This window comes from Zobellella maritima, from assembly GCF_003075035.1.
GTDB lineage: Bacteria > Pseudomonadota > Gammaproteobacteria > Enterobacterales > Aeromonadaceae > Oceanimonas > Oceanimonas maritima.
The window spans coordinates 71,240-95,983 of sequence record NZ_QCZE01000002.1; the positions used below are offsets into that span (position 1 = coordinate 71,240).

Consider the following 24,744-nt stretch of genomic DNA (forward strand, 5'->3'; position numbering starts at 1 on the left):
GCCCTCCTATCGTCGTAGCGGCAGATAGATAATAAATTCGGTGTGTCCCGGCCGGCTCTGGCATTCGATGCGGCCCTGATGCTGGTGGATCAGGTCCTGGGCAATTGACAGGCCGAGGCCGGTGCCTCCCTCCCGTCCGGTGACCATGGGGTAGAAGAGGGTATCCCGCAGTTGCTCGGGAATACCCGGACCATCGTCGATAATGCGAATTTCCGCGGCCAGTCGGTAGCGGCGGCCCTGCAGCATCACCTGGAAGGCGGTTCGGGTGCGGATATGGATCTGCCCCCGCCCGGCCAGGGCTTCGACCGCGTTGCGTACAATGTTGAGTATGGCCTGCTGCAACTGTTCGGGATCCATCTCGAAGTCGGGGATGCTGGGGTCGTAGTCGCGGCCGATACGGATTTCCTGGGGGATCTCCATGACTACCAGCTGTCGAACCTGTTCCAGCACCGAATGCAGGTTGGTGACCTGGCGCAGCCCCGGTCGTTGGGGGCCCAGCAGCCTGTCGACCAGGTTTCGCAGTCGGTCGGCCTGGGCGATGATCAGTTGGGTGAATTCTTTCAGTTCTTCCTGGGCCAGTTCCCGTTCAAGCAGCTGGGCCGCACCGCGCAGGCCACCCAGCGGATTCTTGATTTCATGGGCCAGGCCGCGCACCAGCTCCCGTGCCGCCTGCTGCTGGGCTCGCTGCTGCAGTTCCTGAGTGATTTTCTTTTGCTGATCAATCAGGCGCAGTTCGATCAGGGCCAGGGTACTGCCTTCGAGAATAAACGGCGAGACGGTCACATCGACCCAGCGGGGCGCACCATCGATCACCAGTTGCACTTCGCTGTCGGTAAAGCCCTGCTCGGTCTCGATGCAGCGTTTGATACGCCGGATATCCAGGGAGATATCCTCGACCAGCTGGTCGAGACAGGCTTCCTGCAGGCGCCGCTGGCTCAGGGTCAACAGCTGCTCGGCGGCGGTATTGGCATAACAGACCAACAGGCCGCCATCGACCACCAGTACGGCGGTCAGCAGGTTGTCAATAATCGCTTTGGTGGTGATTTGGGATTCCGGCACCCTTGTCCCCTCAATGGTATCTGCACCAATATGGTGCATTCATTCTAACCGGCCCGGACGCTGTCTGCAGCCTTATGGTGCGGCCTGACTGGCCTGGCCGACCCGAGCCCTGCGTAGGTAGAAGGTTATGGTAGAGGATTCTGCAAGAAACTTGCCGTTTTTATCTAACAGCTTGAAAAAAGCCTGATATTGCTCACTCGCCAGGTTTTCCAGGGTCAGTCGAGGGCTGTTACTGACCCGGGCGGCGGCCTGCCCATCGAGCCACAGTTCCAGTTGATAGTATTCCGGCAACGGATCGAGGGCGGCAGACAGGCTGACATTGCCCTGCTGGCTGCAGAGGGTGTCGCCATCCCTGGGGCTGTTGAAGGTAACCCGATAGTTGGTAATGGGCAGGGGCGGGGCTGCGGCCATGGGTGAGGAGCCGACGGCTATGCCTGCCGCTTGCTGGTGGTCCGAGGCCCTCTCGGTGTGCGGATGGGGGACATCGGAAAGGTGACTGACCCCGCTGTCATCTACCCGCTGGGACAGGGTGTCAGCCGCTGCCGGCAGGCTCAGCAGCAGGGATAACAGGCAGTATTTCATCATAGCCCCAAGGGCGTGATCATCTTTTAATCATAGTGAAGGCCATCGGCGGGATAAATAAATCTTGTAGATATAGTTAGCATTAATATAATTAGCATGCTAACTATATTGGAGCCACTATGAACACATTGGGAATGACCCTGGCCTACATAGTACGCCAGTGGCGCTGGGTGAATGATGAGCGGCTCAAACCACTGGGTCTGACCCAAAGTCGCTGGATCACCCTCTATCACCTGAAAGTGAAAGATGGCGTGCTGCAGACTCACTTGGCCCGTTGTGTCGGGGTAGAGAATCCGACCCTGGTGCGTACCCTGGACGGCCTGGAAGCGGCGGGCCTTATCGAGCGCCGACCCTGTGCCGATGACAGGCGTGCCAAGACAGTGCACCTCACCGAGCAGGCCACGCCCCTGCTGGTGCAGATGGAGACAGTACTGGATGACAGTCGGCAGCAGATACTGGACGGCCTGAGCGAACAGGATCTGCAGCATTTCTGTCGGGTGATGGATCAGATAAAGAATAATCTGCAGCATATGAGCGGTCATTCCCCCCTATCGAGTTGAGGCGATCATGACTCCCGAACAAAGCTTCAGTCATTGGGTCAGGGGGGCGCTGCTCGTCTTCCTGCTGCTCTTTGCCTATTTTATTCTCGCCGACAACTATATGCCGATGACGCCCCAGGCTCAGGTTCAGCGTTATGTGGTGCCGGTTGCATCCCGTGTGGCCGGCCAGGTGAGCCGGGTTTACGTAGAAAACAATCAGCATGTCGAGGCGGGCACCCTGCTGTTTGAACTGGATGACAGTGACTATCGGTTGGCCGAACAGCAGGCCGAGCTGGCACTGGCGCTGGCCAGGGTGGAGCAGCGACGGTTGCAGGCGGCCCGCCAGGCCGCCGCAGCGACCCTGCAGCAGGAACGCATCCAGGCCGATGAGTTGTCGCGTGAGGCCGGGAGGATCGGCCGTCTGCACCAGCAGGGACATATGTCGGTGCAGCAGCGGGAACAGGCGGCCAGCCATGCGGAGCAGGCGCAGAGCCGGCTGCGGGCCATCGCCGCCCGGCTGAACGAGACGGAGCAGGCGGTCAAGGCGGGCGAGGTGCGGTTGCAGCAGGCTGAGAATACCCTCAGCCAGGCCCGGCTGGCCTTGTCGCGCACCCGGGTGCGGGCCGAGTTGTCCGGGAAGATCGGCAATCTGCAGCTGCAGGAGGGTACCTATACCCAGGTTGGCCAGCCATTGCTGGCGCTGGTATCGGACCAGGCCTGGGTGACGGCGGATCTGCGGGAGAAAAGCCTGCGTCATGTCACCGGGGGCACGCCGGTCGAGATCATCTTCGATGCTCTGCCCGGGCAGATCTTCAGCGGACAGGTCAGCGACATCGACAGCGGGGTGCGTGACGGTCAGCAATTGGCCGATGGCCGGCTGGCCCAACCGGCCAACACGGATCGCTGGGTGCGTGACGCCCAGCGGTTGCGCGCCCATATCCGCCTGGATCAGGACTGGCCGCCACTGGCCACCGGCGCCAAGGCCACGGTGCAGTTGTATCCCAGTGATAACCCGTTGTTGCGTGGCCTGGGCAGGATGCAGGCCCGGCTGGTCAGCCAACTACGCTATCTATATTAGGTGACGGCATGGCGCTGAGTGAAGACCGGTTGCGCCTCTGCCTGCGGGTTGCCATCGGCAGTACCGCCGGTATGGTGCTGGCCAAGGTGATGAACTGGAACTTCGGGGTGTTCTTTACCGTCTATCCCATGTTGCTGCTGGGCATGGTGCCGGTGCTCAACCATTCGGTGGCGCTGCAGTTTATTGCCTCGTCCCTGCTCACCTCCCTGGAGGTCATGATCCTGCCCGGGCTGCTGAGCCACTGGCCGCCGGCCTATACGGTGGTAGTGTTCGTGCTGTTTCTGGGGCGCTTCTTTTTAATGGCCAGGGGGCCGCTGATGTTGTTCGGGGCCACGGGTTGCGTCAGCCTCAGTATCATGCTGCATTTTGCCAGCTATCCTCAGTTTGACTTGACGGATATGGCGATGAGCAACATCACCGCCTCGGTGCTGTCGGTGGGGGTCGCCTATCTGCTCTATGCCCTGTTGCCCAATAGCTCTCCTCTCCAGGTGCGGGCCTTGCCTGAGAAGGGGGCCAGCCTGATCCGTCACCAGACACTGCTGGGGGCGATAGTGGCGACCCTGAGTTTTGTGGTGTTCCAGACAATGGATCTGGTGGATTCGCTGTCGGCTCAGGTGGCCACTGTGCTTATCCTGTTTCCCATGAGTTTCAGCGGCGCGGTCCAGTCTGGCAGGCAGCGCTGTATGGGAACTCTGCTGGGGTGTGGCTTGGGCATGCTGTTCCAGCTGCTGCTCTATGACCATTATCATAACCTGTTGTTGCTGGTACCGGCGTTCTGGATATGCGCCATGCTGTTTGCCCGTATGCATGCCAGAGAGGGGCTGCCTGGTGTCGGCTTTGCGGGACTGACCACCATAGGCATTCTGTTTGGCCAGTATGTCACGCCGGAGCACGATCTGGTTTACAGCGCCCTCTACCGGATGAGCTCGATGACGGTGGCCATACTGCTGACTCTGTGCTGTGTCTATCTGGTGCACAAGCTGCTGAATGTCTTTCCCGCCACCAGGCTCTTTGAGCCGTAAGCGGAAAGCGTGAAACTGGAAGTAAAAACAAAAAGGCCCGGGATGACCCGGGCCTTTCATTTCTGGCTTCCAGCTTATTGCTTCAAGCTTAAACTGAGTAGTACAGGTCAAACTCCAGCGGGTGGGTGGTCATGTTGATCAGCTCGGCTTCCTTACGCTTGTACTTGATGTAAGAGTCGATGAAATCGTCGCTGAACACGCCGCCACGGGTCAGGAACTCGCGATCCTTGTCCAGTGAGTCCAGGGCGTTGTCCAGCGAGGTGGCCACGGTCGGGATCTCGGCGGCTTCTTCGGCCGGCAGGTCGTACAGATCCTTGTCCATGGCGTCGCCCGGGTGGATCTTGTTCTGGATACCGTCCAGGCCGGCCATCAGCAGGGCGGCGAAACACAGGTAGGGGTTGGCTGCCGGATCCGGGAAGCGGGTCTCGATCCGACGGGCCTTGGGTGAACCTACCAGCGGGATACGGATGGAGGCGGAGCGGTTACGGGCAGAGTAGGCCAGCATCACCGGGGCTTCGAAGCCGGGCACCAGACGCTTGTAAGAGTTGGTGGACGGGTTGGTGATGGCGTTCAGGGCGCGAGCATGCTTGATGATACCGCCGATATAGAACAGCGCCATTTCGGACAGGCCGCCGTACAGGTCGCCGGAGAACAGGTTTTCACCGTTCTTGGCCAGAGACTGGTGTACGTGCATGCCGGAACCGTTGTCACCGACCAGCGGCTTGGGCATGAAGGTGGCGGTCTTGTTGAAGGCATGGGCAACGTTGTGCACGACATACTTGTAAATCTGGATTTCGTCGGCCTTCAGGGTCAGGGTATTGAATTTACAGGCAATTTCGTTCTGACCCGCGGTAGCCACCTCATGGTGATGAGCTTCGACCACCAGACCCATTTCTTCCATGATCAGACACATGGCGGAACGGATGTCATGAGAGGAGTCAACCGGAGCTACCGGGAAATAACCGCCCTTCACGCCGGGACGGTGACCCTTGTTGCCTTCGGCGTAGTCACGGCCGGAGTTCCACTTGGCTTCTGAGTCGTCGATCTTGTAGAAGCTGCCGGACATGTCGGTGCTGAAACGCACGTCGTCGAACATGAAGAATTCGGGCTCCGGGCCGATCAGCACGGTATCGGCGATACCGGTAGACACCAGGTATTCTTCTGAACGGCGGGCGATGGAGCGCGGGTCACGGTCGTAGCCCTGCATGGTGCTTGGCTCAAGCACGTCACAGCGGATGTTCAGGGTGGCATCTTCGGTAAAGGGATCCAGCACGGCGGTAGAGGCGTCAGGCATCAGCACCATGTCAGATTCATGGATGGTTTTCCAGGCGGTCATGGAAGAACCATCGAACATTTTGCCATCTTCAAAGAAATCATCATTGATTTGGTTGAGCGGAATCGTCACGTGCTGCTCTTTACCCTTGATATCGGTAAAACGCAGATCGATGAATTTGACATCGTGTTCTTTGATCATAGCCATTACGTTTTCAGCTGACATCTATGTCGACCTCCAAAGTTGTTATCCAGGATCTGATGAGCAAATTCATCAGTTGAAAAATATAAAGCGAAAACCGTGCCAGATCGTAAACCTGCTGTCACACAGGGATTTTAACCTCAGGCCCAGGCCAGGATAGGCCGGAATTGCACTATCGTGGTGCAATCTCGGATCTTTTTGGTGCAAGCACCTACTGGCAATGGCCATCATGGTGCATTCCGGCCCGCTTGAACAGCCGTTGTGCAGTAATTTTCAAATCTGCTAGGCAGATCATCGGTGGCCGAGTAAAATGACCGACCATTTTTTATCCACCCCGGTATTTTTGAGGCAGGAATGTTAGACAACTTACGTAATATCGCCATCATTGCCCACGTTGACCATGGCAAGACCACCCTGGTAGACAAGTTGCTGCAGCAGTCAGGCACGCTGGAGTCACGCGGTGAAACCGAAGAGCGGGTCATGGACTCCAACGATATAGAGCGGGAGCGCGGCATTACCATTCTTGCCAAGAATACCGCCATTCGCTGGACTTCTCCCGACGGCCAGGACTATCGCATCAACATCGTGGACACCCCCGGTCACGCCGACTTCGGTGGCGAAGTCGAACGGGTGATGTCCATGGTCGACTCGGTACTGCTGCTGGTCGACGCCCAGGAAGGCCCCATGCCACAGACTCGCTTCGTGACCCAGAAGGCGTTTGCCCAGGGCCTGAAGCCGATCGTTATCATCAACAAGGTCGACAAGCCTGGCGCGCGTCCCGACTGGGTGATGGATCAGGTATTCGACCTGTTCGATAACCTGGGTGCCACCGACGACCAGCTGGACTTCCAGGTGGTCTATGCCTCTGGCCTGAACGGCTGGGCATCTCTGGACGCGGATACCCCGGCCGAGGACATGACCGCCCTGTTCCAGACCATAGTGGATCAGGTGCCGGTTCCCGATGCGGATCTGGAAGGCCCGCTGCAGATGCAGATCTCCCAGCTCGACTACTCCTCCTATGTGGGCGTTATCGGTGTGGGCCGCATCAAGCGTGGTACCGTCAAGGTCAACCAGCAGGTCACCGTGGTCGGTGCCGATGGCAAGACCCGCAACGGCAAGATTGGTCAGGTCATGGGGTATCTGGGCCTCAAGCGTCACGAAGTCACCGAGGCCAATGCCGGCGATATCGTCGCTATCACCGGCTTGGGCGAGCTGAAGATCTCCGATACCGTCTGTGCCCAGGGCGCGGTCGAAGCCCTGCCGCCGCTGTCGGTCGATGAACCGACCGTGACCATGACCTTCCAGGTCAACACTTCGCCCTTCGCTGGCCTGGACGGCAAGTATGTCACGTCCCGTAACATTCTGGAGCGCCTGACGTCAGAACTGGTGCATAACGTGGCCCTGCGCGTGGAAGAAACCGGTGACCCCGATAAATTCCGTGTATCCGGCCGGGGTGAACTACACCTGGGTATCCTGATCGAAAACATGCGTCGCGAGGGCTTCGAGCTGGCGGTGTCCCGCCCCGAGGTTATCTTGAAGGAAGAAGACGGCCAGCTGATGGAACCGTTCGAAACCCTGACCGTGGATGTGGAAGAAGACAGCCAGGGCTCCATCATGGAAAAACTGGGTGAGCGCAAGGCCGAGATGACCGACATGGTACCGGACGGCAAGGGTCGGGTACGCATCGACTTCATGATCCCGGCTCGTGGCCTGATTGGCTTCCAGACCGAGTTCATGACCCTGACTTCCGGCTCGGGCCTGATGTACCACAGCTTCGACCATTACGGTCCGCACAAGGGTGGCAACATCGGCCAGCGCATCAACGGTGTGCTGATCTCCAACGGCAAGGGCAAGGCCCTGGCCTACGCCCTGTTCAACCTGCAGGAGCGTGGCCGCCTGTTTATCGAACACGCCACCGAAGTGTACGAAGGTATGGTGATCGGTATTCATAACCGTTCCAACGATCTGACCGTCAACTGTCTGAAAGGCAAGCAGCTGACCAACATTCGTGCCGCCGGCACCGATGAAGCATTGACCCTGGTGCCGCCGATCAAGATGACCCTGGAGCAGGCGCTGGAATTCATCGATGACGATGAGCTGGTGGAAGTGACCCCCAACCATATCCGTATCCGCAAGCGTCTGCTGACCGAAAACGATCGCAAACGTGCCGGTCGCGCGTAACGCGTAAACAGGCGGTTGGCCTGACAGCATACAAGGGCGCCTCGGCGCCCTTTTTGCTGTCTGCAGCCCAGATATTCAAATTATTTGAATATATAGAACAATAATCGTCGCTTGGATTGTGCCGTTGGATGGTTACACTGGGGTCCGGTTAACTATATGAAGTTGAACTCGCTGCCATTTTAGCGGGCGGAGGGGAGAGTATTTATGCATAAATATTCGGTTGCAATACGTCTTTTACACTGGGTGACCGCCTTGCTGGTGCTTGGCCTGTTCGGCGTGGGGCTATGGATGCGCAGCCTGGGTTACTACGATGCCCTCTATCAGGTGCTGCCTTACTGGCATAAAAGTGTCGGGTTTCTGCTGGCGGCCCTGGTGGTGGTTCGTTTGTTGACTCGCTGGATGGCAGCCCTTCCGGGGCCGCTGGACAGCCATCAGCAGTGGGAACGCCTGCTGGCGCGGCTGATGCATTGGCTGCTGTACGGCCTGTTGTTTGCCCTGTTTATTAGTGGCTACCTGATCGCCACTGCCGACGACAGACCCGCCTCCTTCTTTGGTTGGTTCGACATTCCGGTGTTGTTTGCCCCGTTTGAAAATCAGGAAGAAGTGGCCGGTCTGATCCATGAATACTGTGCCTGGTCACTGATTGGCCTGGTGGTGCTGCATGCGCTGGCTGCAGTCAAGCATCACTGGCTGGACCAGGACGACACGCTCAAACGCATGTTTTAAGTCTTACCCAAGAGGAGATATCTCAGATGAAAAAAACCGTGATGGCTGCCGCTCTGCTGGCAATGACCGCCCCTCAGGCCTTTGCCGCCGTGGAAAACTACACTGTGGACTCCGAGGGCATGCACGCCTCGGTGAACTTCAAGGTCAGCCACCTGGGCTACAGCTGGTTGGTGGGACGCTTCAACGATTTCAAGGGTAGCTTTGCCTATGATGAAGACAATGCCGCCGACAACAGCGTGGAAATCACCATCAACACCGCCAGCCTGAATACCAACCATGCCGAGCGGGACCGCCACCTGCGCAGTGACGACTTCCTGGACGTGAGCAAGTTTCCCGAAGCCAGCTTCAAAAGCACCAGCGTCACCAAGACTGACGATGAAGGCGAATATCTGGTGCGCGGCGATTTGACCCTGCACGGTGTCACCAGACAGGTGGAGTTCGAGGTTGAGCAGGTCGGTGCCGGCAAGGATCCCTGGGGTGGCTTCCGCCGGGGGTTTGAAGGTGAAATGGAACTCAAGCCTGCCGATTTTGGCATCGAGTACGATCTGGGGCCGGCCTCATCCACCGTCTATTTGGAAATGCACCTGGAAGGGGTGCGTAGTTAATTACCCAGGTTACGGCTTTCCAGGTCCGTTACTTACCGCCCGAGCCGCAAGGCCGGGCGGTTTTTCATTTGAAGCCGGTTATTTGGGGATTGGCTGGCGACCGGTGCACAAAATTTGCCACAATAGACACACCTTTGTTGCAAACAGGACTCGCCATGACCAAGGTTATCGTCCCTATCGGAGACCGACTGCACTTTATTCGTGAGCATGGTGCGGGTTTCGGCCGCTTCCTGCTTAAGCGGATCAATCAGGACCGGCTGACGGTGACCGCCGGTTACCTGGCCTATATCACCCTGCTGTCGCTGGTGCCTCTGGTGTCTGTGGTGTTTGCCATGATGTCGGCCTTTCCCATGTTTGCCGAATTACGGGATACCCTGCAGGACTTCGTGTTTGCCAACTTTGTGCCGACCGCCGGTGAGGTGGTCAAGCAGCATATCGAGGGCTTTGTGGACAATGCCTCCGGCATGACGGCGATAGGGGTGGCCGCCCTGGCGGTGACCGCCATGTTGCTGATCTCCGCCATCGAGCAGAATTTCAACCATATCTGGCGGGTTACCCATAAACGGCGCTGGTCGGTGGCCTTCTCCACCTACTGGATGATACTGACCCTGGGTCCGATACTGGCGGGGGCCAGCCTGGCGGTGAGCTCCTATGTGGTGTCGCTGCGTATCTTCCAGGCCGAGAGCTTCCTCGGTATCGGCGCGGTGCTGCTGTCGCTGCTGCCTTTTATTCTTTCCTGTCTGATGTTTGTGGTGTTTTATATGGTGGTGCCCAATACCCGGGTACGCTTCGGCCATGCCATCTGTGGGGCCCTGGTGGCGGCCCTGCTGTTCGAACTGGCCAAGCGGGCATTCGCCTTGTACATCACCCAGTTTCCCTCCTATCAGTTGATTTACGGCGCCCTGGCGACCATTCCCATCCTGTTCGTTTGGGTCTATGTCAGCTGGCTGGTGGCACTGCTGGGCGCCGAATTGACAGCCAGCCTGGGTGACTATGAGCGCAGCCACGGGCTAAGCTTTAGGAAAAACGAAGAACAATCAGCGAAGGATGGCTCCTGATGCGAATTTTATATCCGGCGATTGCCGAGAATCACAGCCGTTGGCTGGCGGTATCCGAGCGCCACCGGCTCTATGTGGAAGAAAGCGGTAATCCGCTGGGTATTCCTGTGGTGGTGGTTCACGGTGGTCCGGGGGCCGGTACCAGTCCGGAACACAGGCGTTTTTTCGATCCGCGATTGTACCGTATCATTTTGTTTGACCAGCGCGGTGCGGGGCGCTCCGAGCCCCATGCCGAGCTGGCAGACAACCATACCCAGGCGCTGGTGGAGGATATGGAAACCATCCGCAATGAGCTGGGCATAGATCGCTGGCTGTTGTTTGGCGGTTCCTGGGGCTCCACCCTGGCGCTCTGTTATGCTCTGTCCCATGCCGATAGGGTACTGGGACTGGTGTTGCGAGGCCTGTTCCTGGGCAGGGAGCAGGATTTGCACTGGTTGTATCAGCCCGATGGCGGGGCTGCCCAGCTGTTTCCCGATTATTATCGGGATTTCCTGGCTCCTCTGGGCGGCGATGCCCGACACCTGCTGAGTCATTATTATCGCTTGCTGACCAGTAACGATGAACTTGCCCGGCTGCAGGCCGCCCGGGCCTGGGCCATCTGGGAAGGCAGGATCTCCACCCTCTTGCCCCGGATCGATGCCGAACAGTATTACGGTGAAACCCACAGCGCCCTGGCGCTGGCCAGAATTGAATGCCATTACTTTGTAAATCGCTGTTTTTTCGTGGAAAACCATATCATTCGTAACATAGAAAAGCTTCGCCACCTACCCGCGGTCCTGATCCATGGTCGTTACGATGTCATCTGCAAGCCGGCGGGCGCCCTGAGCCTGAGCGACCACTGGCCCGAGCTGGAGCTGCAAATCGTGCCCAATGCCGGACATTCCGCCTTTGAACCGGGTATGATAAATGCCTTGGTTAAAGCCACAGATACCATGGCACGGGAGTTGGCACACGCATGATTGCATTGATCCAGAGAGTGAGTCGGGCGTCGGTTACCGTCGCGGGTGAGCGGGTGGGGGCCATAGGGCCCGGCCTGCTGGTGTTGTTGGGGGTTGAGCGTGAAGATGACAGGGCCAAGGCCGACAAGTTGTTGAACAAGGTGTTGGGTTATCGGGTGTTTGCTGATGAGGCGGGCAAGATGAACCTCAACCTGAAGCAGGCCGGCGGTGAACTGCTGGTGGTGTCCCAGTTCACGCTGGCGGCGGATACCAACAGTGGATTGCGACCCAGCTTTTCACGTGGGGCCAGTCCGGCGGAGGCCGAGCGCTGGTACGATTATTTCGTGATGGCGGCTCGTGACCTGGGAATCAGGACCGAATCCGGCCGCTTCGCCGCCGATATGCAGGTATCCCTCGAAAATGATGGTCCGGTAACCTTCTGGTTGCAGGTATAATTCCCCGCCTTAATTGCACTCTGTCGGTACTCGCGGCAAGATGGGTACTGACAAACTAAACAGGAGCAGACCATGTACCGGGTGGTCACCCCGCAAACGGACGCGGAACTGGAAGCCTATTATCGGCTGCGCTGGGAGTTACTGCGCAAGCCCTGGCAACAGCCGAGGGGTTCTGAACGCGATGAATTTGACGAGTATGCCCTCCATCGGATGATGGTGGACGACGACGGCAGGCTGGCTGCCGTCGGACGCCTGTATGTGAGCGGGGACGAAGCGCAGATTCGTTTTATGGCGGTGGCGCCCGATTGCCGCGACCAGGGGTTGGGCACCAGGATGGTGCAGGCGCTGGAGCAGGTCGCCCGCCAGCAGGGAGTGCGCCGGCTGGTCATGAATGCCCGGGAAGAAGCCGTGGCCTTCTACAGTCGTTGTGGTTTTACCGTGGTGGGGGAAGGGCCGATCAGCTTCGGCAAGATCCCCCATCGGCAGATGATCAAGACATTGACGCCCATTCACCAGATCAGCCATCGGCCGGAATTGTGTGACGAGCTGCAGCGGCTGTGGCACCGGCGGATCCCCATCAGCGACAAGATGGGGATCAAGATCATCCAGTACACGGGTTCCAGATTCAAGACCAAGGCCAACCTCAACGCCAACCTCAATCTGCATGAATCCATGTTTGCCGGCAGTATCTACAGCCAGTGTGTACTGACCGGCTGGGGTCTGATCTGGCTGCAGATGCAGGAGTTTGGCGTAACCGGTGACATAGTGCAGGGGCATGGCGATATCAAGTACCTGACACCGGTTTGGGACGAACCCACGGCCGAAGTCCAGGGACGGCTAAGGGAGCAGTTGATGCCGTTGCAGCGAGGTGAAAGGGTCAAGATTGAGCTGGATGTGACCCTGTACAGCGGTGACACCAAGGGTGCCCGGTTCAGCGGTCGCTATGTGATACTGCCGCAATAGATCCCTGAGCCGGCAGGGAGCCGGGTTGGGCTCCCTGCTGGCTGTTCCCTATTCCCTATTCCCTATCTCCTATTTCCCCAGAACCCAGCGCGCCTTTCAATCGTCCCGGTATGCCGGCGGCGGGATAGGGCACGTGCCCTTGATACCAGGCCTTGCAGGGTTCGGCGAGGGGCGGCTGATACAGGCTGAGGGAAGGGCTTTGCCAGCGGCCCCCGAGGCGGATGGCCAGCTCGCGACAACCGCGATCATTGATGGCGCCCAGGTCCAGCAGCCAAGCGCCGTCCAGATCCAGCTCGCCGCGAACAGCCAGCAGGTGGCGCACCGTCTGCAGGGCACTGCCGGTCAGCTGCCAGCGCCCCCGGTTGATGGGGCCGGCCAGCTCGGCCTGATGGATAAAGGCACTTCCCCCGGTTAACGCCATGGCGGCCAGCAGCGGATCGACCTGTTTCGGACTGGGATAGTCCTCCTGCAGCCGGTCCCGCAGCCAGCCGTCCAGGTTGAACTGCTCGATAAAAATATCCTGGCCGGATAGCGTCAGCTGTCCCTGCCAACCGGAGATATCGGCGGGGGCCCCCGTCAGTTTGGCACTGATATCCAGTGTGCCGGAGAAATCCTGGCCAGCCTGCAACCAGCGGCTGACCCGGCTTAAATCGAGATCCTGACCGTTCAGCTCAAGCTCGGCCTTATAAGGCGGGTAGACAGCCATACTGCCACTGGCGTTCAGCTGGCCCTCGAGCAGCTGGCCCGCCAGCCGGTCGAGGGTCAGGCGGGTATCGGTCAGCCGCGCCGCGACGCTGGTCTGGCGGGCGATCAGGCTGTCATAGGCCAGTTCAAACCAGTTACTGTCCAGCCGCGCCTGTTCGGTCAGCGGCCGCCATTGATCCCCCGCCCAGGCCAGATCGGTGATGAATAGCTGCCAATCATGGATTGACAGGGGCAGCTCCGGATCGGCTGACAGCAGCTGGCCCTGGCTCATGTTGAGCTTGTGTATGCGGATGTCCGGCAGCGGCCAGCTTAGCTCGGGCAGCCACACCAGTTTGGTGTTCAGCAGCTGGAGCGTATCTATATCCAGCCGGCCCTGTTCAGGAAACCAGCCCAGCTCCGCCTCGACGCTGCCCTGATAGGCCCTGCCCTGCAGGCTCAGGCCCAGGCGTTCCCGGCTGCCGAGCAGCTGGCCCCGGTGCTGCTCGAGCCGCAGCCAGTCGAGCACGGCTTCTTCCGCCTGCCATTGGCCGCGCGCCTCGGGCAGTCCCTCCCCCTGCCACTCCCCGTAAGTCAGGGTGCCGCTGACCCCGTTGGCGGTCAGGGCCGGAAAGTTCAGGCTGAGCTCGCTGAAACTGGCCCGGTTGATAAAGATTTTCCAGTCCGTTGCCAGGTCGGGCAAGTGCTCGAACTGGAGCCGGTTGTGGCTGAGCTGGGGCTTGGTCAGGCTCAGTTCCCGCATGGGCCAGTTCAAAGTCAGTTGGCTATCGAACAGGCCGTCATAGAGGCGACTCTGTAGCTTGCCCAGGACCAGCTGCTGTCCGCGGATATTGCCTTCCAGCTCGATCTGGGAGGCATCCAGCAAGGGGTGGGACAGTCCACCGGCGGTGGCGGAGACCGTCAGCGCGGACCACAGTTGCCACTGGCCGTCTTTCCTCGGTTGCCAATCGCTGAGGTGGAGATTTACATCATGGGCCTGCCAGTCGGCCAGGGTCAGCGACAGGTTGTCGGTATTCAGCTCCTGGATCTGTATATCGGCCAGGTTGGCGGGCAGGGTAACCTCGGTGGCTCGCTCCAGGGCGATATGAGGGTCTATCAGGTCGACCAGCTTCACCCTGACCGGCGACAATTCGGCCAGTTCCAGATAGACTTCTTTGGCGCTGAACCAGTCGCCCAGGCGTACATCCTTGGCCAGCAGAGTGTAGGGATGCAGGGGATTGAAGTCGAGGCTGCCGACCTCCAGGGCCAGCTCGGTTTGCTGGTTGAGCCAGGACAGTACCGGCTTTTTCAGCCGGTTGGCATCAAAAAAGCCCAGCAGCAACCAGCCGGAGACCAGCAGCAGCAACACCAGTACCAGCAAAAAACCGCCCAGCTTCTTCATGCATCATCCCTTTTAAATCCGTGACTTAGCCATCATACCCGGCTTGGCGCGGCGGGCAAACCGGTGGGTTCACACCTTGCCGAAATGGTCGCGCAGCCCCAGCCAGCGACGGATCAGCGGTGCCACCGCCTGGGGGTGCCGGTCCGCCAGGTACCGGGCCAGCCTCTGGACCTCGGGCAGCAGGTGCTGATCCCGCACCAGGTCGGCAACCTTCAGGTCGGCCAGGCCGGTCTGACGGGTACCGAGCAACTCGCCCGGGCCACGGATTTCCAAATCCTTCTGGGCGATGACGAAGCCGTCTGCGGTATCCCGCAACACCCCCAACCGCTGACCGGCGGTTTTTGACAGCGGTGCGTGGTAGAGCAGCACACAGTGGGACTCGGTGGCGCCCCGACCGACCCGGCCGCGCAGCTGATGCAGCTGGGCCAGGCCCAGCCGCTCCGGATTTTCGATGATCATCAGTGAGGCATTGGGTACATCCACCCCCACCTCGATCACGGTGGTGGCCACCAGCAGGTCCAGTCCGCCGTCTTTGAAGTCGGTCATCACCGCCTGTTTTTCCGCCGCCTTCATCCGGCCGTGCACCAGGCCCACCTTCAGCTCGGGCAATTGTGCGAGCAATTGGGTGGCGGTGTCTTCCGCCGCCTGGCATTCCAGCACCTCGGACTCTTCGATCAGGGTGCACACCCAGTAGGCCTGACGGCCCTGTTCCCGGCATACTTCACGTACCCGGGCAATCACCTGATCGCGGCGGGTATCGGGGATGGCAACTGTGGTGACCGGGCTGCGCCCGGGCGGCAGCTCGTCGATGATAGAGGTATCCAGATCCGCATAGGCGGTCATCGCCAGGGTGCGGGGAATGGGGGTGGCGGTCATGATCAGCTGATGGGGACAGACTTCGCCCTGGCTGCCTTTCTCCCGCAGTGCCATGCGCTGATGCACGCCGAATCTGTGTTGCTCGTCGATAATGACCAGCTCGAGGGCGTTGAAGACCACTTGTTCCTGAAACAGGGCATGGGTGCCCACCACCATTGCCAGCTCGCCGCTGGCGATCCTGGCCAGCTGTTCGGTGCGGGCCTTGCCCTTGACCTTGCCCGCCAGCCAGCCCACTTCTATGCCCAGTGGCTCGAGCCAGGCGGCGAAGTTGGCCGCATGTTGTTCAGCCAGCAGTTCGGTGGGCGCCATCAGCGCTACCTGGGCCTGATTGCCGATCACTTGCAGTGCTGCCAGGGCCGCCACCAGGGTCTTGCCCGAACCCACGTCGCCCTGTACCAGGCGCATCATGGGCACCGGCTTTTGCAGATCCCGACGGATGTCGGCCACCACCCGCGACTGGGCGCCGGTCGGTTCGAAGGGCAGCCGGGCCAGGAAATTGTCTATTAAGGGCTGGGGGCAGGGCAGGGGGCGGGCGGCATGGGCCTGGCTTTGTTCACGCACCTGCAATACCGACAGGTTATGAGCCAGTAACTCTTCCATGATCAGCCGGGTCTGGGACGGGTGGGTGCCGTGCTCCAGCTGTTCCAGCGGCACATCGGGCGGTGGCCGGTGCAGTAGGCGTACCGCCTGGTTCAATCCGAGCTGGTGGGGGTAGAGGCCCTCGGGGAGCCACTCCTGCAGCGGCTGCTGTTCCAGCAGCTGCAGCGCCTGCTCGGTCAGCTGGCGCAGGCTGAGCTGGCGCAGCCCTTCAGTGGTGCCATAGACAGGGGTGAGGCTAGCCTCTGCGGATACGGCCTCGCCGTCACCGAGCAGGCTGTATTCGGGATGGATGATTTCCAGTCCATGGTGACCGGGACGGACCTCGCCGTAGGCCCGCAGCCGGGTGCCGGCGGTCAGGCTGTTTTTCTGGGCGGCGGCAAAGTTGAAGAAACGCAGGGTGAGCGAGCCGCTGTGATCCTGCATCCGGCAGGTGAGCATGCGCTTGCGGCCGAATACCAGACGGTTGTCGGTGATCTCGCCGACCACGGAGACATGCATGCCGGGCACCAAGCCGGCGATGGGGTAGACCCGGGTCCTGTCCTCGTAGCGCAGGGGCAGATGGAACAAGAGATCCTGCACCGTCTCCAGGCCCAGACGGTGCAGTTTTTCCTGCATCTTATCACCCACGCCCTTGAGCAGGCTGAGCGGCATCTTGTCCAGATTCATAGCGGCCCTACACTGTAAATATTTACAGAGGATAGCAACAAGAGTGGGAAGCTGGAAGCGCGAAGCCGGAAGATGCGATGAGCTGGCTTCCAGCTTTAGCTGATGGCTTCCCGCTTTAGAGCAGTCGCTTCAGCAGCACATTGGCGCGGGTACGCTGGACGCGTTTAAGCAGCTTCTGTACCGCCTGGGGATAGTCGGCCAGCTCTTCTATCTCGCTGAAATGCTCGATGCGTTGGCAGTGGGTCAGGATATTTTGTCGTTCTGTCTCGAAACGGGAGCTAAGCAACAACTCCGGATCCTGCACCAGCAGGCCGTTTTCCAGATCCAGGCCCCAGGCACGGGGGTTGAGGTTGTTGCCGGTGATCATCGCCAGGTCATCATCGACGAACAGCCCCTTGAGGTGATAGGAGTTGCGCTCATGGCGCCAGAGCATGATATTGAGATGCCCCTGATAGATAAAGGTCTGGTTGGCACGAGCGAAGCGACGCAGGTTGGACTCGTACAGGTAGGGAAGGCCGCCGATGGTGCGAAAGGTCTCTTCCGGCGCGATATAGAAATCGTTGGCGGTCTTGTCACCGAGTACCAGGGTGACCTCGATCCCTTTCTTGAGCAGGTTGCGGATATCCCTGGCCAGCGGCTTGGGCAGGTTGAAATAGGGGGTACAGACAAACAGCCGTTGGCGCGTGCCCCGCACCAGGGTACGGATGGCGCGGTTTAGCCGGTTGCCGCGTTTGCCCAGGCCGGCCAGCGGGGTGATGCTGACCTGTCCCGGGTTACGGAGGGTATCGCGGAACTGGTACTGGGTACGACGCAGCGCCTGCTTGAACTGGCGAATTTCGTTGCGCAGCTGGCGGGCCCGGGGGATATCCGTCTGGGTAAGGGAGGGCACTGCCGGGTTATCGGCAAACAGCTTGTGGATATAGTTGACCATGGTCTGTGCCAGGGGCGGGTCGGTTATTTCGTGGTAACGATCGAAGCGGTATCTATCCTGCTGATGCAGGTAGATATCATTCAGGCTGGCGCCGGAATAGAGCAGGGTATCGTCGAAGATAAATCCCTTGAGGTGTAATACCCCAAGGATCTCCCGGCCCTTGACCGGAACCCCGTGGATGGCTATTTGCTGTTGATAGCGAGCGGCGAACTCTTTATACATGAGGTGATTGCCGGCCTGTCCCTGATGGCCGATCAAGCCGCGCTGGGCCCGGTGAAAGTCGACGAACAGGCGGACATCCAGGGCGGGGTTGGCCTGCTTGGCTTCATAGAGGGCGGTGAGAATTTCCCGGCCGGCTTCGTCATCCTGCAGGTACAGGGAGACCAGGTAGATGCGGGTTTGAGCCCTGCTGATCAGTTCCAGCAACCGTTGCTTGAATGCCTTGGCAGAATGGAGCACCTGCACCTGGTCGGCGTCGACCGCCAGTTTGGGCATGCGTTCGAGCAATTTTCTGTAGTAATTCGCTAGCTGCATAGATAACCCTGAAGAAAATAGGTTGCCGTTTAAGACCATACTTAAACGACAAAATTCGGGGGCAGTGTACCGAATTTATCGGAAGGGCGGCAAATCGCTGCATGGAAAGCCGGGATAGGTGGATGGGGATCCGGGAACGGGCAATCCCGAGTCCCCAATCCCCGCTTTTGACGTTACAGCGGTTGGGTGGCCCGCTCCAGCCAGGCCAGATCCTCGCCGTCCAGCCATGGACTGACTTTTTCCCATACCTGCCGGTGGTAGTCGTCAAGCCAGGCGATGTGTTTGTGCTCGAGCCAGGACAAGTCGATCAGCCGCCGGTCGAAGGGGACGAAGGTCAGGGTTTCGAGTTCGAACACCGGGATGTCACCGTCGGTGGCGGCGGGTTGCACCACCACCAAGTTTTCACAGCGGATGCCGAAGGCGTCCTCCCGATAATAGCCGGGCTCGTTGGACACTATCATGCCGGTGGTCAGCGGCACCATGCTGCCCTTTGGTGAGATCCGCTGGGGACCTTCGTGCACGCTGAGGAAGTGGCCGACCCCGTGGCCGGTACCGTGATCGAAGTTATAGCCTTGTTGCCACAGCGGCATGCGGGCCAGGGCGTCGAGCTGCAGGCCGCCGGTGCCGGCAGGGAAACGGGCCTGGGCCAGATCGATATGGCCTCGCAACACCAGGGTGAACAGCTTGAGCATGTCGTCATCGGGCTGGCCGACCGCCACGGTACGGGTGATGTCGGTGGTGCCGTCCAGATACTGGCCCCCGGAGTCGACCAGGTAGATGGCATCCTGGCCCAGACGGCGGGGCACGCCATTGGCATGATGGTAGTGACACATGGCGGCATTGGGCCCCAGGGCGGATATGGTGCTGAAGCTGGGCTCGATAAACTCCGGGTTCTGTCGACGGCAGTCGGCCAGCTTGTCGGCCAGGGTCCCCTCGTCTTCCAACTCGGGGTTTGGCTCGGCCAGGCGGCGGTCGAGCCAAGCCAGAAAACGGCACACGGCGGCGGCATCGCGCAGGTGGGCGACGCGGCTGCCGTGAACCTCGACCGGATTCTTGCAGGCCTTGAGCAGCATGCAAGGGTCGTCCCCATAGACCAGTTCGGCACCTGCCTGACTCAGCACCAGGGCGCTCCAGGCATTGGCGGTGCCGGGATCCAGCTGTACCCGTGCGCCCTGCTGACCCAATTCGGTCAGCGCCTGTTCCAAGGCATCCAAGGGCGCCAGGATCACGTCCTGGCCGCAGTGGGCCTGCAGGTCCAGCTCGGTGAATTTGTCGGGTTCGGCAAACAGCTGCACCCGGCCGTCTTGATGCAGCAGGGCGAAACTCAGCACCACCGGCAGGCAGGGAATGTCTCGGCCGCGAATATTGAGCAGCCAGTTGATCGGTTCTGCCTGGGTCAGCAGCTGGGCGTCTATGTTGCCGGCAGCCAGGGTTTCGGCGATGCGGTGGCGTTTGGCCTCGCTGTGCTGTCCGCTGAACTCCTGGTCCAGCGGGCTGGCGGGGTGATGACCGGGGACGGGTCTGTCATGCCAGAGCTGATCGATGGGATTATGGCTCATGGGTACCAGATGAATGCTTTTTGCCGCCAGCCTGGTATCCGCATCCTGATACCACTTCTGGCTGTGCAGCCTGGGATCGAAGCCGACCCGGGCACCGGGGGCAAGCCGCTCGGTCAGCCAGTCCAGATAGGGTTCGTTGATCAGATGGCGGAATTCAAACACCGCCGGGTCGCACTGGTGGCGGACCTGCACCGTGTAGCGACCGTCGACAAAGATGGCGGCCTGTCCGGTCAGCACTACCGCGGCCCCGGCCGAACCGTTGAAGCCGCTAATCCAGTTCAGCCGTTCGGCATAGGGAGGAATATATTCACCCAGGTGCTCGTCATCATGGGGAACAATAAAGGCATCCAGGCCCTGTTGCTGCAGGCTCTGGCGCAGATCGGCAAGACGGTTGGCGTGCATCATAAAGCTTCCTTAACGAGATGTGAGCAGTTGTGTAATGGTTGACCCGCCGATCCAATATGCTGTTGCGACAGGGCGGCGGCATTGATATGACGGCACAGTGGCAACGGCTGGGCATGTTCCCGTCCGGCGGGGAGGGTACCCCGGCGGGAGAGGAGCAGCTCCATCCAACGATATCGAAGCTGACCTGGTTGATACGAGCAACCCGCACCAGGGGATGCGGCTTCCTCGAATTGGCCATCGAACAGGCGAGCCCAACGGTTTTCAACGACCGGCTGGGTCAGGGGCTTATGAAGAGCCCGGCTTATCTGACATCGTACTCGGTCCTGGTTTTGGTCACTCTACTCCGCCTTCCGACCCTTGGCAAACGGGCGCGAGGCCCGCACCGGCCCCTTGATCTGCTGAATAAGCAGGGCCGCCACTATCATCACCAGGCCCACCAGGGTGGCGGTATAAATCTCTTCGCCGACCAGCAGCCGCAGCAGCAGCAGGGAGGCGAACGGTGCGATGAAAATCAGGTTGGAGATGCGTGCCGTGTTCTCCGCGTAACGCATGGCCATCAGCCACATCACGAAGGCGAAGCCCATCTCAAACAGCCCCACATAGATGGCGCCGACCCAGCCTTGCCAGGCAGTGAGCCTGAAATCGGACCAGACGGCGGTGACCAGTACAATCACCGGCAACGCCAGCATAAAGCTCAGGGTCAGCGCGACGACCGGATCCCCCTGATTACGGGTGTTGAGTATCCAGTAACCGGCCCAGATCAGGGTGGAGATAAGCGCCAGGGCGACCCCCAGGGGGTCGTCAAAATCCAGGCTGAGCAGGTTGCCCCTGGTGGCGATCACCATGGCCCCCAGGTAGCCGAGCACGATGGCTATCCAGTCCTGCTTGCGAATCTTCTGGCCCAGGAAAGGCACCGCCAGCAGGGTCAGGGTAATGGCCCAGGTATAGTTCAGGGTTTGTGCCTGTTGTGCCGGGAGCCGGTCATAAGCCTGGAACAGGATCAGATAATAGAGTGCAGGATTGAGCAGCCCCAGCAACAGATAGAAACCGGGGCGGGCCTGCAGGTAGGTACCGAGCAGGGCCAGCTTGCCCTTACGGGCGAGCAGCCCCAGCAGTACCAGGATGGAGCTGGCGGTGGCCACCAGCAGCAGCTGGGGCGGAGAAAAATGGTTCAGGGACAGCTTGAAGGCGGTCGCCACCGTTGACCAGCAGGCGACGGCCCCCAGGCCGAACAGATAGGCTTTCTTTTGATCTTTCATTGTGGTTATCAACCCGTGCACAGAATGGGCCAGTGTAGGGAGCCGGCGTGTGCCGGGCAAGGGGGAGCGAGTCGAGCCTATCATTTCAGTTCGTCGAAGGGACGCTGCTTTTCCTTTTCCAGCACCAGGCTTTCCAGGGTGGTTACCCGCTCCTGCAGCCGTCGGTTGTCTGCCTCCAGGGCATCAAGCCGGGTTGCCAGATCCACCCGGGAGCGGCCGTGATTGATAAACAGGAACAGCAGCAGGGCGGCACTGGCGAGCAAGAGTATCCACATCAGCATAATAAGTCTCCTCGAACGAGTATAGCGGGATTCAGCCCGGAGTATTTGTGCCTGTCGTCCATGTTCATTAGGTTACTGAACCATTACAGTAAGTGGATGTTAAGGATTTAGATGAAGACCATGCATCATTCTTTCGGTTTCGATCTGAGGGCACTGGAAGTGTTCGTACAGATAGTAGACAGTGGCAACATGACGGCGGCGGCGGAAAATCTGGGCATGACCCAATCCTCGATTTCCCAGAATCTGTCCAATCTGGAAAAGAGCCTGAATACCCAACTGCTGGATCGTTCTGTGCGGCCCATTGCCATCACCCGTGCCGGCCGTTTCTTTTATGACAGAGCCTGCCAGCTGTTAAAGGAAGCCAGGATGACCAGCCAGGCCATGCAAAAAGGCCGCTTCGACAAACTGCGTCATGTGCGCATCGCTCTGGTGGACTCACTGGCCACTGCTGTGGGCAAACCGCTGGCGGATGCGGTCAAGCGTCATACCGAGCAGTGGTCGATGACCACAGGTCTGTCTCATATGCATGGAGAATCCCTGCTTTCACGCAGTGTGGATATCATCATTTCCGATGATGCTCTGATGGACTATCCGGAATTAAGCCGATTCCGCATTTTGCGCGAGCCTTTCATGCTGGTTTTGCCCAAGACATTCACCGGCGAGGTCAAACAGCTTGAATCTCTGATAAAACGACTGGATTTTGTTCGTTATCCCGCCCACTCCCTTATTGGACAACGTATCGAACGCAATCTTCGTTACCGCCGTCTGGAGCCTCCGCATCGGCTGGTTATGGACAACAGCTATGCGGTTTCTTCTATGGTAGCGGCTGGTCTGGGCTGGACCATCACTACGCCGCTTTGTCTGTTCCAGAGCGGGATCTGGTTGTCACAGGTACGCTGCCTGCCGATACCCGGAGGCAGTTTCTATCGCAACTTGACCCTGCTGACCCGCAAGCACGAGCTGCACGAGTTACCTCAGGTCATCGCCGATGATATCCGGAATATCCTGACTAGCGAGTATTTGTCAGAGGTCACCCGACACCTGCCCTGGGTAAGCGAGATGATCGAAATTGGTGAGCTCTCGCACTGAATAATTTATGTCAATACCGCTAGATTTCGAGGCGGAGCTCAGGAGCCGGTGAGCAGACCCGCCGCGCCTTGATATCTGTCTATCGAATTCATGTCTCCTCCTTCCGGGCAACCTTAATTTATCAATCCTTACCTATCACATTGAAATGAAAGTACTATTTGTAAATCTTATAGTGCTCTTCAAACAAAAAGTGATGCTTGTTGAGATGTTTTCAGCCGGCTTTAGACTGACTCCGACAATTGAAGACTCGCAAGGAATGCTGGAGTTCGTCGATTCGATGTCTGCCAGTCTTCGAACCAACAAACACACCACAAAGGATGAGGGTGAGTTATGTCCGAGTACGAAATGACGAAAACAGTGTCCTATGATTCGGTATCGCAGGACTATCTGGAAAAACGACAGCTGAGAAAAGGCGCTGCCGGCTGGATTTTGTTGGCTGGTCTGGGGGTGTCCTATGTGATTTCCGGTGACTTCGCCGGCTGGAACTTCGGTCTGGGCCAGGGTGGCTTCGGCGGCATGTTGGTAGCTACCATACTGATGGCCACCATGTATATCTGTATGGTGTTGGGCCTGGCCGAGTTATCTTCTTCCCTGCCTACCGCCGGTGGTGGTTACAGCTTTGCCCGCCGGGCCTTTGGTCCCTGGGGCGGTTACCTGACCGGCACTGCCATCCTGCTCGAATATGCCATAGCGCCGGCTGCCATCGCCATCTTTATCGGCGGCTACGTCAATGAGCTGTTCGGCCTGGATGGTCCCCTGGTGTATGCCCTCTTTTACACGATCTTCGTCGGTATCCACCTGTGGGGGGCCGGTGAGGCACTGAAAATCATGTTTGGTATTACCGCCCTGGCGGCGGTGGCCATACTGGTGTTCATCATCGGCCTCATTCCCCATTTCCAGTGGGACAACCTGTTCAATATCGCCACCAACCCAACTGCCGTGGGGGCATCCGACTTCCTGCCCCAGGGTTATATGGGGATCTGGGCGGCGCTGCCGTTCGCCATGTGGCTGTTTCTGGCGGTCGAAGGGGTGCCGCTGGCGGCTGAAGAAGCCGGAGACCCGGCCAGAGACATGCCCAGAGGTATCATTACCGCCATGGTGATTCTGCTGGTGTTCGGGGGTTGCGTGCTGTTCCTGGCGCCTGGTGCCGCCGGCGCCGATCTGATGCAGGCTCATGGAGCACCGCTGGTGGGAGCCCTGCAATCCGTGTATGGCAGTGATTCACAATTGGCCTCTTTCGTGAATCTGGTCGGTCTGGCGGGCCTAATCGCCAGCTTTTTCTCGATAATCTATGCCTATTCCCGTCAGGTATTTGCCCTGTCCCGGGCCGGCTACCTGCCCCGCTTTCTGTCGCTGACCAGCAAGCGCAAGGTGCCAACCCTGGCGTTGATCATCCCGGGCGTGATCGGCTTCATGCTGTCGCTGAGCGGTGAGGGTGATCTGATGATCACCATGGCAGTGTTCGGAGCCACCCTTTCCTACGCCATGATGATGCTGTCCCACATAGTGCTGCGCCTGCGCGAGCCCGATATGGAGCGGCCCTACAAGACGCCGGGTGGCATTCTGACCACCAGCCTTGCCCTGCTACTGGCGATAGCCGCCTTTATTTCCACCTTCCTGGTGAGTGTGGAGGCCGCTCTGTGGTCGGCTCTGTTCTATGCCCTGATGGTCGGCTACTTCTTTTTCTACAGCCGCAAGTGCCTGGTCGCTCAGGCACCGGAAGAGGAGTTTGCCGCCATCGCCCAGGCAGAAGCCGAATTGCAATAACCCTATATTGCAGG

The 24,744-nt window shown here is 59.3% G+C and carries 21 protein-coding genes; 12 read left to right on the forward strand and 9 right to left on the reverse strand.

Annotation, left to right across the window (positions count from 1 at the left end):
* Nucleotides 1-6: 6 nt before the first annotated feature.
* Nucleotides 7-1,059 carry a nitrogen regulation protein NR(II) gene (glnL, locus tag DCS96_RS12220; RefSeq protein ID WP_232818270.1) on the reverse strand — a complete coding sequence of 351 codons (1,053 nt, stop codon included), beginning with the start codon at nt 1,057-1,059 and terminating at the stop codon, nt 7-9.
* A 72-nt stretch (nt 1,060-1,131) separates the two neighbouring features.
* Nucleotides 1,132-1,641 carry a hypothetical protein gene (locus DCS96_RS12225; RefSeq protein WP_157953633.1) on the reverse strand — a complete coding sequence of 170 codons (510 nt, stop codon included), beginning with the start codon at nt 1,639-1,641 and terminating at the stop codon, nt 1,132-1,134.
* Nucleotides 1,642-1,760: 119 nt separating this feature from the next.
* Here DCS96_RS12225 and slyA point away from each other — a divergent pair, with 119 nt between their 5' ends.
* The 3 genes from slyA to DCS96_RS12240 are packed head-to-tail and all read left to right on the forward strand — an operon-like array spanning nt 1,761 to nt 4,280.
* Entirely contained in the window at nt 1,761-2,201 is a 441-nt protein-coding gene (slyA, locus tag DCS96_RS12230) for a transcriptional regulator SlyA (protein ID WP_232818271.1), read from the forward strand.
* Nucleotides 2,202-2,208: 7 nt separating this feature from the next.
* A complete protein-coding gene (locus DCS96_RS12235; RefSeq protein WP_116474693.1) occupies nt 2,209-3,258 on the forward strand; it encodes an HlyD family secretion protein in 1,050 nt (349 codons plus the stop codon).
* 8 nt (nt 3,259-3,266) lie between these two features.
* Nucleotides 3,267-4,280 carry a DUF2955 domain-containing protein gene (locus tag DCS96_RS12240; protein ID WP_116474694.1) on the forward strand — a complete coding sequence of 338 codons (1,014 nt, stop codon included), beginning with the start codon at nt 3,267-3,269 and terminating at the stop codon, nt 4,278-4,280.
* Between the two features lie 88 nt (nt 4,281-4,368).
* Here DCS96_RS12240 and glnA read toward each other — a convergent pair whose 3' ends face one another.
* Entirely contained in the window at nt 4,369-5,778 is a 1,410-nt protein-coding gene (glnA, locus tag DCS96_RS12245; protein ID WP_116474695.1) for a glutamate--ammonia ligase, read from the reverse strand.
* Nucleotides 5,779-6,108: 330 nt separating this feature from the next.
* On the opposite strand from glnA, the gene typA reads away from it, so the two are divergent.
* The 7 genes from typA to DCS96_RS12280 all read left to right on the forward strand — a co-directional run bounded on the left by typA (nt 6,109) and on the right by DCS96_RS12280 (nt 12,680).
* Entirely contained in the window at nt 6,109-7,935 is a 1,827-nt protein-coding gene (typA, locus tag DCS96_RS12250; RefSeq protein ID WP_116474696.1) for a translational GTPase TypA, read from the forward strand.
* Nucleotides 7,936-8,139: 204 nt separating this feature from the next.
* Entirely contained in the window at nt 8,140-8,661 is a 522-nt protein-coding gene (locus DCS96_RS12255; protein ID WP_116474697.1) for a cytochrome b, read from the forward strand.
* A 26-nt stretch (nt 8,662-8,687) separates the two neighbouring features.
* Nucleotides 8,688-9,266, forward strand: a complete 579-nt coding sequence (locus tag DCS96_RS12260) for a YceI family protein (protein ID WP_116474698.1) — start codon at nt 8,688-8,690, stop codon at nt 9,264-9,266.
* 155 nt (nt 9,267-9,421) lie between these two features.
* Nucleotides 9,422-10,324, forward strand: a complete 903-nt coding sequence (locus DCS96_RS12265) for a virulence factor BrkB family protein (RefSeq protein WP_116474699.1) — start codon at nt 9,422-9,424, stop codon at nt 10,322-10,324.
* Entirely contained in the window at nt 10,324-11,283 is a 960-nt protein-coding gene (gene pip, locus DCS96_RS12270) for a prolyl aminopeptidase (protein ID WP_116474700.1), read from the forward strand. Before DCS96_RS12265 ends, pip begins: the two co-directional genes overlap by 1 nt.
* Complete coding sequence (gene dtd, locus DCS96_RS12275; RefSeq protein WP_116474701.1) at nt 11,280-11,717, forward strand: D-aminoacyl-tRNA deacylase; 438 nt, start codon at nt 11,280-11,282, stop codon at nt 11,715-11,717. Before pip ends, dtd begins: the two co-directional genes overlap by 4 nt.
* A 72-nt stretch (nt 11,718-11,789) precedes the next feature.
* Nucleotides 11,790-12,680, forward strand: a complete 891-nt coding sequence (locus tag DCS96_RS12280) for a bifunctional GNAT family N-acetyltransferase/hotdog fold thioesterase (protein WP_116474702.1) — start codon at nt 11,790-11,792, stop codon at nt 12,678-12,680.
* Between the two features lie 55 nt (nt 12,681-12,735).
* Here the strand turns inward: DCS96_RS12280 and DCS96_RS12285 are convergent, their stop codons facing one another.
* The 6 genes from DCS96_RS12285 to DCS96_RS12310 all read right to left on the reverse strand — a co-directional run bounded on the left by DCS96_RS12285 (nt 12,736) and on the right by DCS96_RS12310 (nt 21,874).
* Nucleotides 12,736-14,763 (reverse strand): AsmA family protein, encoded by a 2,028-nt coding sequence (locus tag DCS96_RS12285; protein ID WP_116474703.1) that lies wholly within the window; start codon nt 14,761-14,763, stop codon nt 12,736-12,738.
* Between the two features lie 69 nt (nt 14,764-14,832).
* Nucleotides 14,833-16,905 carry an ATP-dependent DNA helicase RecG gene (recG, locus tag DCS96_RS12290; protein ID WP_116474704.1) on the reverse strand — a complete coding sequence of 691 codons (2,073 nt, stop codon included), beginning with the start codon at nt 16,903-16,905 and terminating at the stop codon, nt 14,833-14,835.
* A gap of 115 nt (nt 16,906-17,020) precedes the next feature.
* The gene (gene pssA, locus DCS96_RS12295) at nt 17,021-18,370 is read right to left on the reverse strand and encodes a CDP-diacylglycerol--serine O-phosphatidyltransferase (RefSeq protein ID WP_116474705.1); all 1,350 of its coding nucleotides are present in this window, start codon (nt 18,368-18,370) and stop codon (nt 17,021-17,023) included.
* A 173-nt stretch (nt 18,371-18,543) separates the two neighbouring features.
* Nucleotides 18,544-20,334 (reverse strand): aminopeptidase P family protein, encoded by a 1,791-nt coding sequence (locus DCS96_RS12300; RefSeq protein ID WP_116474706.1) that lies wholly within the window; start codon nt 20,332-20,334, stop codon nt 18,544-18,546.
* A gap of 338 nt (nt 20,335-20,672) precedes the next feature.
* Nucleotides 20,673-21,593 carry a DMT family transporter gene (locus DCS96_RS12305; RefSeq protein ID WP_116474707.1) on the reverse strand — a complete coding sequence of 307 codons (921 nt, stop codon included), beginning with the start codon at nt 21,591-21,593 and terminating at the stop codon, nt 20,673-20,675.
* A gap of 80 nt (nt 21,594-21,673) precedes the next feature.
* Complete coding sequence (locus DCS96_RS12310) at nt 21,674-21,874, reverse strand: hypothetical protein (RefSeq protein WP_116474708.1); 201 nt, start codon at nt 21,872-21,874, stop codon at nt 21,674-21,676.
* 111 nt (nt 21,875-21,985) lie between these two features.
* Between DCS96_RS12310 and DCS96_RS12315 the strand changes: the two genes are divergently transcribed.
* Complete coding sequence (locus tag DCS96_RS12315) at nt 21,986-22,963, forward strand: LysR family transcriptional regulator (RefSeq protein ID WP_198650060.1); 978 nt, start codon at nt 21,986-21,988, stop codon at nt 22,961-22,963.
* Between the two features lie 330 nt (nt 22,964-23,293).
* Complete coding sequence (gene eat / locus DCS96_RS12320; protein ID WP_116474709.1) at nt 23,294-24,730, forward strand: ethanolamine permease; 1,437 nt, start codon at nt 23,294-23,296, stop codon at nt 24,728-24,730.
* Nucleotides 24,731-24,744: the final 14 nt, after the last annotated feature.